Genomic DNA, 12,625 nt, shown 5'->3' with positions numbered 1-12,625 from the left:
GAACCTCAGTTCCTTTGGTTGCTGAAGATGTGCTGAGCCTTTTTTAAAATAGCTATCTCCTCCCGAAGATCTGCATTTTCCCGTTCTATTTTTTTGAGTTCTTGCTCCATTTCTTGCTCCAGTTGACGGACCATATCTGGGTTTGCCAAGATCTCTTTGTCAATCTTCAGTCGTTTATCTCCCATTTCCGTGCACCTCTCTTTCTTGTTAAGACCATTATAGGCCTTTTTAACATCTTGTCCATTTTTAGTTCTAGTTGCAGTTGCTCCAAAAAAAAAAACAAGGACCTCCCATAAGAGGTCCCTGTCTTTTCTCATTACTCCGTCTCGCTCCCAGCCGAAGCCGCTTCCCGCATCGCGGACAACGCCTCGTCCAGCGAGTCACTCCCCGCCGAAGCGGAAACCGCGGTCGCCATCTCAGCGCTGTACGCCCACCAGCGCACGCGCACATTCGACGGCTCGGATGTCTGCTGCACCTTCACACCGATCCGGAAGGTGCCCTTCTGCGGATAGGCGATCGTGCCGATCTTCACTTCCGGCGCGTCCGGCTCAAACTCCGTGCCTTTGAACACATCGGATGCTCCGCCATACACGCGCTCCCCGCTGGACAGGATGTCGGAGAAGGCATCCTCACTGCTCTCTTCCAAGCTCGTGATGATCAAAACGTTGCCCTCACCAAGTCCGTGCGCAATCTCACCGGAGAAAAAGCTTTTCGTCGCTTTCCCGAACGGCGACACCGCAATCTTCGTGAACGGCTCCACCGGAATGTCCACGACACCACTTACGATGCCGGCAATGCCGCTTCCGCCACCAGCCGGAATCCCCAAATCAAACGAAAGCTCGCTAATCGCTTTATTGAAATTGACTTTAAACTCCGGCGGCTGCCCCGGCGCCAATGTTTTCACTTTGGACTTGGTCACAAACTGGCCGGATGCTTCATCGCGGTATTCGCTCGTTCTGGCAAGTCGGTACATCACCGATGAATTGTACACATACTCGCCAAACGGCACTTGCTCCACACTCTCAATGACATAAGTTGGCCCCACTTGAATGAGGCAGATTTTGGCCAAATAAATGCAAGGCTCCGACGGTGCCTCCAAAGAAGCTTCCAACGATTGTTTCACAAAATCCGTCATCAAGCGTTCACGAACGGCATCGCCGATAATTTGAATTTCACCGACGGATTGCGCCTGCAGCTCAAGCTGCTTATCGTCCAGCTTCAATGCAGCCGTGCTCGTCTGCACACCGACCGTCGCCTTCACGCCTACCGTGCTGTCCGCCCGCAGAAGCACGCTCATTTCGTACTCGCTCTCTTGCACATCCTGCGGCTCTTCGAACAAAATCGAATTGCCGTCAATCGCTTCAACACGATCAGCTGCCAGCTCATATTGGAAAGAAATCCGCCCAACGCGCAGCGTCTTCTCAAAACGCAGCTTCATCTCAAACAACTGGCCCGGATTCACATAGCGAGGTGTCGTTTGAAGCACACGCACATGCGCGTCCTGGTAGAGCACGATCGTTTGGTCTGTCAAATTCGCCAAAGGCAGCTTCGAAGGCTCCGGCGCATCCTCACGAATAAATAGCCGGTAGCTCTCCAGCACGCGGTTATAATCATTAATTTCATCCGAACGAACGGAGGAATTGGCTACAGCGTGAACGGGCTCTTTTTCCTTTTCATCATAAGCAATGCAGAGGTATACGTTCTTCGCGTATTCGTTATTGCTGAACCCATCCATCATCGAAAGCTTCAATGTCATGGGGGAAGGGACGACAATTTCCCGGCCAAGCGCATCAATCGCGGCTCCCATTTCAACCGAAACCGACTTCTCATCTACAGCGACGACTTGCAGGCCCGTTAGCACACCAGACCCATGCAGGAGACGATTCATCATTCTGCGCTTGTCATTGAAATACTTTTGCTCGGACTCAAAATCCCTGACCGTCAGCAGCTTTCCATAGAAATACCGATTGCGCTCAAACGGGTAATAGCGTGTTTTTTTCATAAGTATCCCCTCACCTTCCAAGGCTCATTTCGTTTATTCGATTTCGGAATCCAGTTCCAACCTGGTATGTATATCCATGCGTTTATCGCGATCCACATCGATCAGCACCGTGTTGTAAGGCATCGAGGAACGCTGGTCGAGCGTTAATAACGTAGGCTCAGATAAGTAAGTGTTAATTCCCAGATACGTATGCATATCCGCGTACATCCACGGTTGCAGCACGATCAATTTGCCTTCGGTATAGGCAGGCTTTTGATCTTCAATGATTTGCTCGATCGTGAGCCGCTGCGCGTCGGTGCGCACCACTTCGGGCTTCAGCATAATGCAGAAGCAGTAAGGATTATCCCCGTATAATTGGGCAAAAAGCTGCCGCAACTCCGACGTCTCCTGCATCTGCTTGAATTGAAAATATTCCAGCAAAAAGGGTTCCGTGCCCGTATAAATCTTCAGCATGTTAATTAAACCCTCGCGAGTGCCGCGTAATTTATACAATTCAGGCGCCTGCTTCATCAATTCCCTCAGCTTCTTCTCGCCCCATGCTTCATGATCGGTGATTGCCAACCATCGGCCCAGCCATTCGAGATAAGTGCCCGTTACCGCATCCGGATCAAAATGAGCGGAAATATGGTCGATTTTATCCTCCATATCATCAAAAAACGTGCTGAACATCGCTAGAAAACGTTCCAGAAAAGGGCTGTGCTCCTCATCCTGCTGATAAATCGGCGGCAGATAGTCAATCAACGACGTTCTTGGGTAGTAAACGCGCAGCTTACGAATGTACGGCGACTTTTGCTCGCTGCCGATCAATTCCATTTTGAACCAGAGATAACGGCCTCTCGCATTCAGCAGCGCATCTTTCGGATTGAGAATCGGTTCTGACCACAAATCTCGGGTAGCTGCGAGCTTTTCGCGCACCCCAATATCCGGATCCGTCAGGTAGCTTGTATAATTTACGTAGTCGCCATCTACCAGCCCTTCACTTTCATCTGAGGCAAAATAGGAAAAGCGAACCTGCGTCTCCTCCGGAATGTCGGCTTCCAGTCGTATTTTGTGCCACTGCGTTTCGGTTTCTGTCGTGTCCAGGTCCCCCGAGAAATAAACCGCCTCCGGCAATTGAGTCCCCTCAAGCAGCATCGTCCGGGCCCGAAGATCAAGCAAGCTAATCTGACCGCTGATCCGGTCAAACACATACAGCCGATTACGGCTGTCATGCATCAACGTATCAACTCGGCCACGGAAGTTCGTAACTTTATCGAAAAACTCGCCGTTTCCGCGATATTTGAGAATAAACCGCTCCGTAACTCCCTCTAGTTGTGCGTATCCGCTGTCCCCTATATAGAGATTATGATTCGTATCAATGGAAATGCCAGCAAAGCGCCCTTCCTGCTCCAGTTTAAAATGCAGCGGCTCCCGGCCATCCTCATGGAATACCGTAACGGTTCTGAGGTGCGCATCCAATAAAGCCAAAGTGCCGTCTGCCGCAGCAGTGAAATACCGTCCCTTCAAGGCAGTAAGTTCAACCGCCTCTTCCATTCGGTGCATGTCATGCTCATATACGCGCACAACCTCGCCGGCCGAGCTCCACTGAAGGATGCCAATCCTGCCGCCTTTAGGAACTTCCGGACTTCCATTCATACCAACCGCAATATCCAATGGAACTGTCGTATAAAACGTATGTTTCGTCGCTAATTTGGAATTGACTGAGAGTGGAAACAGCTCCAGCCCCTGCCACGCATCCACCGCCCACATGGTCTGACCATTGGAGAGGGAATATACAGCAATCCTTCTCTCTGTTGCTTGCTCACTGTCTGCAATGACCAGAAGATCCGCCATGGAAGCCAGCTTCGCCTGATGACTGAACAGCCCATGCCCGTGCCGGAATAATGACTCAAGATGGCGGCTTTGATCATCGTAGATCCACACATTCGCGGCCTCATCCAGCAGAATAAGCTTCCTTCCAGCGCCAACCGTCATTTCATGAATCGGGTGTATGCCTTCCAACTCGTCTGTGCGAACGATGCGATGAATGCTATACTTCTCTGTTTGCCGTATCGAAAAGCCCTTCTCCTGCATGTCGATGTTGGCTTCATAGCCCATCTCCCAATCGAGCGGTTTGTTTAATGAAAAAAACGTTTGACCATCCTGCATCGTCCGTCACCTCTTTTCTGTCGTATCCCTTTTCCACTAACCGGTCCATTTCGCAGTAAATCGCATAAATAAGGGATCCTAGTTCCCACTCAGCGCCTCGTACCGCTCATACACATGGCACAGACGCTTGCTAATGTAACTTAAGCGACCTGCTCCTGCACCCATCAAGCACACTCGCAGCTATAAATCCGTCTGGCTAATCGTCTCCACCTCGTGATTACCGGAGTAGACCAACGCATAAGGAGGAATGTGAATATCGCCGGCGCCATCCTTTTGAAAACCAGTGCCTTCCGCATCCAGCCAAAGATCCTGCACATACACGACACCTTTGATCCGGGAAATAACGCCGTATATATCGCCTTTGTACACCGTTCGGCCGAAACGCCAGCCCTCCGAGCCCTGACCGTGATCCATCGGCTGGAGCAGCTGTCTCAACTCTTGGGTAATGCGCCGCTGCTCGTTTTTGTACTTCGGCTCCATCACAACTACAGCGTGAACGGTGATTTTGATATACTCCGCCGGAATCACGTGAAGCTCCGTCGTCAGAAGCCGATGCCGATCCAGATGCCCCTTGATCGTTTGCAAAAAGCCCTTGCCCGCCTTCGGCTTATCGCTTTCGCTATAAGGCACGACCGCGACGGTCATCTGCGCCGGCGCTTTGACCTTGGGATAATCCCGCATGCCCGGCTTGTACAGCGGGATCGCCTTCACCCGCGCGACGCGCAGACCCGGCGTCGCTTTGGCGATGCGCTCGTAGTCCTCGCCGGTCACCGCTCTTGTCGGCGTGTCCAGCTCGCGACGGACGCGCAGCTTGGCCTGCGTGAGCGTCTCCGCTTCCAGGCCGCCCCGCGCCGGGAACGGATTCGTCACGCTCACGCCGTGCACTTCCGTGAAGCCGGTCACGAGACCGTCCTTCACGTTGCCCCGCTCGCCCCCGCCCGCTTGCAGCGCCAGGAACCGAATATTCGGTTCCGCCGACTTGGGCGGGACAAGCCCCGCTTCGTTATTGCCGAAGCGGATCGTTCCGGCTTCAGCGTCGTAGACGTAATGGCGATCCGTGGACTTCGAATTATCGAAGTCATCCACGGACTGCCAGTCGTCCCACACGACGCTGCCGCCCCCACGCGGCCAATAGCCTACCTGCAGCAGCATGCTGCTGGGCTTGAACGTGCGGCCGCGAGCGACCTCAAAGGTCTGCCCCGGCAGACCTTTGCTGCCTCCAATATAACGGCCGTAGTCGAACTCGGCCGTGTAAGCAATAAGCCGCACCTGCTGCGCGCCTTGCGGCGGGATGCTGCCGTTCACCCCGTCGCCGAAGCGAAGACGGGTCGTACGGCCAGCCGAATCCTGCAGCAGCTGGCAGACGAGATCATCCGGACCGTAGTCGGCAAGCTCAGCGACGATATGCCAGTCGCGCCAGCGGCCCTGTTCATTCTGTACCTGCACCGTGTGCAGCCCGCCAAAGGCAAGATAAGAGCTGACCTCAAACCGCTGATCAGGTTCTCCCGTACTGCTAAATGCCGTCACTTCACTGAAAGTTTCCTGCTCAGCCGCCTGCACGCTGTTCAGGCTTACCTTCTCAATTTTGGGCGGGAGCTCGTAACCGTCCTCCTCCAGTGTACAGCAAATCCAGTAGCGGCTGCGGTCGTCGGCTGGATAAAGCGCCATAGGCGTCATCTCGGAAGTAATGCGGAAACGTACTTCACCGCTCTGTGACAGGTGAACCGTCGTGTCGCTTACCGCTTCCACCGGCAGCCAGCTTTCGCTTTGCCCACGTTGGCCTTGTCCCGCATTTTGTCCTGCTCCAGCGAACGTCCATCCCACCTTCGCGGATGAAATGATGGGTGCTGCCGCCTCATCTTCCCGATGACTCACCCTGACCGGGTATCGGTCGTATAATTGGAAAGCCAAGGAAACCTCGGTTTCCACCGGCAGCGCCCGATCGAACCCAAGATACAGATGTGCTCCTTTGATCGCATCCGACCCAAAAGCATAATAAGCAATCTTCGCCTGATTATTGGATGTAAAATCGCCGGCCGCCGTCTCTGTGCGCACCAGCACCTTCTCTAGCGTCGAAGGCACAAGCTGCACCGTGCGAGTCGTCTCGAATCGCTGATCCATCGCTATCAGCGGCGTTCCCTTCGGAAGCACAAGCGGCTGATCCACGTTTGAAAATGCCACATTGCAAACAGCCGACACCGCTTCACGCGGACGAATGCCGAGCAGCTTCAAGAACTTCCGCTCATTTTTCTCCGTCACACGGTTCAAGTAATACTGCTGCATCTCGGTCATCCATGACATCAACTCCAGCAGCGTAATCCCGGGGTCATGTTCATTCTCATCCGTCCACTCGGGAAACAGCTTGGGAATCGACTTCCGCGCCTCCATCACCATCTGTTCAAACATTCGGTCATCCAAATTAGGGATTGGCAGCACTTGTGCTCACCTCCTTCAATCATCTTATTACAAAGCGTTCACGACCACCTTATGCTTCCCGCTCACTATAATGCCGTGCGGGAGCGCCGGGAGGCGGTTCACATCCAGCTCGACGCGCTCACCGTCCTCCAGCTTATAAACCGTCATGTAGAGCTTCTCTACATGACTGATCGTTCGAATCGTCTTCAGCAGCGCATAAAAAACAGATGGGTGAATTTGTTGACCGATCGCCCAACCTTTGCCGTCGAAGTTCCCCGTCAACGGGTCCAAGAAGCGGTTCAACTTGTCCATTGCCTGTATTTCCGTCGAAACGACGGCATCCATGCCTTCTACAGCCACGATAGCTGAAACGGAAATTTCCATATACACCGGCTCAATGACTTGAAGCCGCTCCGGGAAAGCTACGAGACTCGATGCGCGCTCGATAATGTATCGCTCAACTTGCTTCTTAAGCACAGGAAACGCAAGGCTTCCCTGCTGGCCTTCTTTTGGCAAAATGACAAGTGTCATCGCGCCGATCTCTTTTTGCATATAAGCATTTCGATTTGCGATGCAGCTCACTTTGGCAATGTTCGGGTACGCTTCGCGCGCGAGCCATTCATAATCTTTGGCCGAAACCGCACGGTTTCTGTGCTTCAGCATCTCAGGACCGCGTTGCAGGGCCGATTCCAGCTTCTCGGCTTGGCAGCCGCCAGAGGCTGGCTCTGGATTATACACCTCGCCGACAAATGCGATAGAATCCTGCATCTGATTAATTTCACGTGCACCTACGTTGCCAATTTGCCCCGAAGTCACTTGATACGTCACTTTGATCTGCGCCAATCCGCCTTTAGGCGGGTGCATGCCATGAACGCCGTCGCCCACACGAATGCGGCCAAAGGTACGATCGATCATGTAATGGCGATCCTTATTTCCTGAATCGGCCATTTGACTTACAGCCATCCAGCGAACCCACAGCTGCAGCAAATTACCTTCTGAATCCCGGCTAATTTCCATCTGAGGCAGGCCGGCTCGTTCGTACTCAGCAATCTCTTCTTCCGTGACGAATTCCGTCTCATCGACCCAAACTTCTTCCGATACGATGCCGTTACGGCTTAGCTGATATTCGAGTTCTTCCAACCCTTTAGCTTCAGGAACTTCTCCGATAATCGTCTCCTGCTGAATCACTTGAACGGTGTTCATGTAGAGTCCATGTAACGTCGGAATCTGAATCCGTCCTGTCGTATCATCATATTTACCGTCTCGATTCACGGCACGAATCCAGAATCCCTCTCGGCCAAATAAAGATTCACCAGCAAAATCAGATGGACCTACGAACTGCACGGTCCCACTCTGCGTCAAACCGTTCGTATCGTCGATCACCTTTAGCGGGACCCATTCGGAAGCATGTCCGGGCATTAAGCCGGCACGCAAATACTCCCATTCCAGCAGTGGCAAATCCTGCTCGGCAAACCGCTGCTGCTTCACCGAAACATAAAGCGAAATCGGCCCTTTGACAGGCGGCGAATCGAAACATAGATGCAGAGCCGGATGGCTGCCCTCTAGCGGCTGAAACGGCTCAAAGCCCCCTTCGAGCTGCTTGCTGTGCCGCGTTCGATCTTCAAATACTGTATGATTCAGCGCCAAACAATGCTCAGCAGGATAAAGACGATCCTCGTATTCATAGGTCATAGAGACCTCATCGATCCACGGGGATAAGTAAAGCGCCTGCGCCACGTACGCATTTTCGATATGTAAAATTCTGGCTCTAATCCAATGGTTTTCGTTGCCGTTCACATAAGTAGCTTCAAGGTCAAGCGGACAGCGGAAGCGAATGTCTTTACGCACTTTCTGCTCCTTCGGGTAATAAAACAGCTTCTCCGCTTCTTTTCCAACCTCAAGACGCACCCAAGTGGTGCCATTCCAATACTCCCAAGCGACCTGCAGCACCGTAATATGAACGACAGGAGGCTTATCGAATTTGGACTTTTTCATCACCAATTTCCAATCGATATTTTCCGTAGGTTCCGCTCCAAATCGGTTCTCGATGGCTTGCAGTCCAAAGCTTAGCTTAATATCGCCGTCTTTTTTCGTGAACACTTCCTGGCTCCCGATATAAAAACTGCCATACAGCGCAAACTGGTCGCCAAATGGATAGAAACCGCTCGGATCCGCAGCAATATCATTGTAAAACATGAGATCCGGCTGAATGCCGCCTTGTTCAAGCGAATCCACATAATCCGTTTTGAACGAAATATGGTCCATGGACAGTTGGCTGTCCGCCAATGTTTTCCCGCCAGGCAGAAGAGGCTTCAAACGGCATTGAATCCATCGGCCTTCTCTTCCGTTTACTTCCTTCTCTGCAAGTTCTCCCTCGTGCGCTTTCGAAAGGATGACCCGATTGCCTTTGGCCGTTACTTGGTCAAAAGGCATCCATCCGTCCGCTGTCGCATACAGCCACTCGGTGAATTGCGGGTCAGCCAGTTGGCTGGAAAGCGCAAGCTCCTCAAATCGCCTTTTGGAGTTGCGGAATTCAATTTCAATCCGCGCCGTGCTGGACAAGGTGAAGAGAGCGCTATGCTCCAAAAAGATCGCATGCTCCTGCAAGTTGTCGCCCTGCAGCCGGAAAAGCTTGCTCGGGGCTGCCAAACCTTGCCGGGAAGCGGTCAAAAACTCCTCCGCTATGCGAATAATTTTATCCTGTTTACGGCTTGTCACGTAAGCATCCGTCAGCAGGGCAGGCGTCAACAGTGTACTGCGGGCGGTCTCATACAAAATGTTACTGCCTTCTACTGCAGCAGCAACCTGCGTTCCGGCTGATATAAACACAGACTCCTTCGTCCCCTCGTTGAGTGCAAAGGTCAGATAACTGCTGGCTGGTCTTGCCGGAAGCAGTGTGACATCGAACATGTTGAGGAACGCAATGAGGTTTTTCGTAGGCACCCGGTTCAAACGCTTGATATTGTCATGAAACATGTCCGCGAACATGAGGAATAACGCTGAACCCGGGTCCGGGTTCTCAGGCGTAAAGCGCCATTCCGGCGTATAATAAGGCGCCATTTCCTTCATCTGCGCTATGAGATCTGGGATATCTCTAGGGTCAATTTTGGGAGGTTGCATCGCTCAGCTCCACCTCCTCTCTTGCACGTATGATCATCGTTTCCGCTGCCTCTTTCTATTTTGAACCTTCGTATAAGTAAAAAGGATACACTTGGTTAAACAAGTTATTCGTCGTACGCACCAGATACGAGATGCGAATCATGACTTTCCCTGGATCATCCGCTTCCGGCACAGCCTTCACGTCCACCTCATGGACTCTCGGCTCCCAATTGCGAATCGCCTCCTGGATATTGCTTTCCAGGAGATGTAGGGATGTATCGTCCGTTAAGCCAAAAATAAACTCCTGGACGCCGCAGCCAAAGCTCGGACGCATCACGCGTTCTCCCTGGGTGGTGCCCAAAATAACGCGGATCGCTTCAGCGATGTCTTCCTCATATTCGGACATCCGAATTCGCCCTGTCGCAGGATCGACCTGAATCGGAAATTTCCAACCTCGCCCCAAAAATGCTTCCGACATCCGTCCACGCTCCTTCGTTAGTTGATTTTGACCATACTGCCTTTGATATTAATAATGCCGTCTGACTTCAAATCCAGTGTGGCCCCTGCTTTAAGCGCCATCGTTGCAGAGGCTTCTATGTTAATTTGCGTTGATTTAATTTTAATTTCTTTCGAGCTTTCAATGGCTACATCGCCTTTGGCATTAAGGGTGATTTTGGACGTTTGGCTGACAACCGAAATCTCATTCGCCGATCCGCCTTTGATCAAAATCTTATTATTCCCGCTCTGATCAGCAATTGAAATGCTGTCGTCCTTATCCTTCAACTCAATGATTTGACCTTTTTTAGTCTTGATCGTGATGCTCTCGTCACCGCTTTTATCATTGAAAGATAGTTCATGACCTGAACGCGATTTGATCATCCGCAGATCGTTTTTCTCAGCTGGCGCCGGCGGCTTATTCTTCGGATTCCACAGCATGCCGATCACGAAAGGCTGACGCAGCTCCCCGAGATGGAAAGCGACTAACACCTCGTCATTCACTTCCGGGATAAAAAGACTGCCCATCTCCTTGCCGCCCATCATCGTGGCAATGCGAACCCAGTCCGTTTCGGTTTCCGTTTCTTGCAGGGGCAGCTTTAGCTTCACCCGCCCAAGCTTATCGGGATCGTTATTGTTGGTCACAACCGCGACCATCACACCGCCGATTTTCTGGGAGGCGAAGTTGGCAACACCGCCTAGAGTAATATCGGGAAGTTTGAACATTAGACCGCATTCCCTCCTAACTGAAAGCGCGTCGTATAACCGGAATCATTAATCAGGTGCGTAGCGCCGGTCACATAATAGGGTTGGTCAAACTTTTTGCCTATACCATCAAGCTTGATGTACCGTCCGGCCCTGATTTCCGGAATGCCGATACATTCTCCTGATCCGCTGATCAGCTTCATTGCCCGTCTGTTCAACAAGGCGCTGGCATACGTTTTGGCCTCCTCCACGGAGGTAACATTCGTATAAACATGCTCCACGAAATCCCCTTTGGCTGCGAGGATATCTTTGCCAGTCTTGGAATTACTGCCAAGCTTCGCAATGGTGGCTGATTCTCCTTCGATCACTTTCAGTTCTTTGTTATCCCATGCCCGTACCTTTACGCTAGTAATCTGCTCGGCAAGATTCATGTCGATGGTTAGATTGTTCAGCGTTTTGCCCATTTCCAGCGTCATTACAGGCGACATCTCGGTTAAAGGCTTACGGAAATACAAGTTCTTGCCTACAACAAAGAAATCATAGTTAACCAAATTAGCTAAGTTTTGAATAAAATGAAAGTCATTGATCTGGCTTTGCGCAATCACGGGATATTCCGTCGTTGTCGCATCAACATGAACTTTGGCTCCATACGTTTTGGCGATTTCCTCAACGATATCGCTATATTTCTTTTTGTTCCACGAGCGGGACTTCGTCCCCTTCATCATCAAATACGAGAAATCCATCCCTCGTACAATGAGACCGGGCGAGCCGTCCTCGGGGAAATCGACGACGACGGATGTGATAAATCCAGTAAAAACCGGCGTGAATTTATCCACATAACCAAGACTGATATCGATGGCTTTCCCTAATGTAAAATCCGTTATCCACTGAAAATCATTGTTGGTCACATCGTAAGCGTTCGTAATTCGGAATGAAAAAGAATCCGCCGTTCCATCAATCGAAGTTTCCACACGTATCGTGGATATGGCTACATTATCAGAAAGTTTCGTCCCATCAACCGTAATTAAATAAGCTGGCGCGAAAAACTCTTTATACTTCTTTGCTAAGTCATCATAGGTGAATGTACTGGATTCCAAGCTTAGTGTCGCCATCGGATCAGTCCAATCTAGGGACTGCAATGCGTCGTCCCGTTACAACTTTTAGTGGATTATCAATCTGATTGGCTTTGGCAATTTCCCGCCATAAGCTCGGATCTTCATATTCGTGGGCGGCAATCATCCATAGCTGCTCCCCTTGCTTCAACATCTTCTGCTTCGTTCGGTCCGCCGAGTGGCGGGGAATGGTCTGCAGCTGCTCTTTCTTCGTGTGCCAAGAGCGAAAGGTAACCTTCAGCTTGGCACGAACCGGCACTCCCGTATCGAGGAACATGGTGAATTGTTGATTCACCTTTTCGACAACGCCTTTGAAGTCCAGAGATCCCCAGACAAACCGGCAAATCGGAGGCGCATGCAGTTCCTTCTCTACATCCAACAAACCGGATATTTTCTTCGTATATTCACGGACATCGGTCCCTTTTTCGTAGGTGTCAAAATAAAAATCCATGGAGAGCGTGGTCGTCCCACCACTTACGAATTGGCCAATAGGCATGGACAGACCTGGCACCGTATTCCAAGAATAGCTGTTGCTCGTATCAAGGGTATACTCACCTGGATTAAACAAAACTTGCACATTCTCTTTGCTGTTTCCCTTGTCTACGATAATCATGGCTTTCTTGAGTGCCACATGTGTCAGTCCTTTCCT

The 12,625-nt window shown here is 51.3% G+C and carries 9 protein-coding genes; all 9 read right to left on the bottom strand.

From position 1 onward, the window contains the following. Positions 1-5 precede the first annotated feature (5 nt). Positions 6-317 carry a hypothetical protein gene (locus GON05_RS02210; protein WP_157317626.1) on the bottom strand — a complete coding sequence of 104 codons (312 nt, stop codon included), beginning with the start codon at positions 315-317 and terminating at the stop codon, positions 6-8. Continuing rightward, positions 317-2,002, bottom strand: a complete 1,686-nt coding sequence (locus GON05_RS02205) for a hypothetical protein (protein ID WP_157317625.1) — start codon at positions 2,000-2,002, stop codon at positions 317-319. Before GON05_RS02205 ends, GON05_RS02210 begins: the two co-directional genes overlap by 1 nt. 33 nt (positions 2,003-2,035) lie before the next feature. Then, a complete protein-coding gene (locus tag GON05_RS02200; protein ID WP_157317624.1) occupies positions 2,036-4,150 on the bottom strand; it encodes a phage tail protein in 2,115 nt (704 codons plus the stop codon). 180 nt (positions 4,151-4,330) lie between these two features. Beyond that, positions 4,331-6,556, bottom strand: coding sequence for a putative baseplate assembly protein (locus tag GON05_RS02195; protein ID WP_157317623.1), 2,226 nt, complete (start codon positions 6,554-6,556; stop codon positions 4,331-4,333). A 57-nt stretch (positions 6,557-6,613) separates the two neighbouring features. Then, positions 6,614-9,685: a baseplate J/gp47 family protein gene (locus GON05_RS02190; protein WP_157317622.1), complete on the bottom strand. Its 3,072-nt coding sequence runs from the start codon at positions 9,683-9,685 to the stop codon at positions 6,614-6,616. 55 nt (positions 9,686-9,740) lie between these two features. After that, entirely contained in the window at positions 9,741-10,142 is a 402-nt protein-coding gene (locus GON05_RS02185) for a GPW/gp25 family protein (protein WP_079410475.1), read from the bottom strand. Positions 10,143-10,159: 17 nt separating this feature from the next. Continuing rightward, a complete protein-coding gene (locus tag GON05_RS02180) occupies positions 10,160-10,885 on the bottom strand; it encodes a phage baseplate assembly protein V (protein WP_127458140.1) in 726 nt (241 codons plus the stop codon). Continuing rightward, entirely contained in the window at positions 10,885-11,976 is a 1,092-nt protein-coding gene (locus GON05_RS02175) for a phage late control D family protein (RefSeq protein ID WP_157317621.1), read from the bottom strand. The genes GON05_RS02180 and GON05_RS02175 overlap by 1 nt, the downstream gene beginning before the upstream one ends. Before the next feature lie 4 nt (positions 11,977-11,980). Next, complete coding sequence (locus GON05_RS02170) at positions 11,981-12,607, bottom strand: CIS tube protein (protein ID WP_174806852.1); 627 nt, start codon at positions 12,605-12,607, stop codon at positions 11,981-11,983. Positions 12,608-12,625: the final 18 nt, after the last annotated feature.

The organism is Paenibacillus anseongensis, from assembly GCF_009757995.1.
Lineage (GTDB): Bacteria > Bacillota > Bacilli > Paenibacillales > NBRC-103111 > Paenibacillus_E > Paenibacillus_E chondroitinus.
Note: the sequence above shows the minus strand (reverse complement) of the source record. Positions and strands in the feature narration are given on the sequence as shown.

What these genes read in the sequence shown, in the direction of transcription:
- GON05_RS02180 (WP_127458140.1), bottom strand. Translation starts at nt 10,885, where the DNA reads ATGTTCAAACTTCCCGATATTACTCTAGGCGGTGTTGCCAACTTCGCC.
- GON05_RS02175 (WP_157317621.1), bottom strand. Translation starts at nt 11,976, where the DNA reads ATGGCGACACTAAGCTTGGAATCCAGTACATTCACCTATGATGACTTA.
- GON05_RS02205 (WP_157317625.1), bottom strand. Translation starts at nt 2,002, where the DNA reads ATGAAAAAAACACGCTATTACCCGTTTGAGCGCAATCGGTATTTCTAT.
- GON05_RS02195 (WP_157317623.1), bottom strand. Translation starts at nt 6,556, where the DNA reads ATGTTTGAACAGATGGTGATGGAGGCGCGGAAGTCGATTCCCAAGCTG.
- GON05_RS02190 (WP_157317622.1), bottom strand. Translation starts at nt 9,685, where the DNA reads ATGCAACCTCCCAAAATTGACCCTAGAGATATCCCAGATCTCATAGCG.
- GON05_RS02200 (WP_157317624.1), bottom strand. Translation starts at nt 4,150, where the DNA reads ATGCAGGATGGTCAAACGTTTTTTTCATTAAACAAACCGCTCGATTGG.
- GON05_RS02210 (WP_157317626.1), bottom strand. Translation starts at nt 317, where the DNA reads ATGAGAAAAGACAGGGACCTCTTATGGGAGGTCCTTGTTTTTTTTTTT.
- GON05_RS02185 (WP_079410475.1), bottom strand. Translation starts at nt 10,142, where the DNA reads ATGTCGGAAGCATTTTTGGGGCGAGGTTGGAAATTTCCGATTCAGGTC.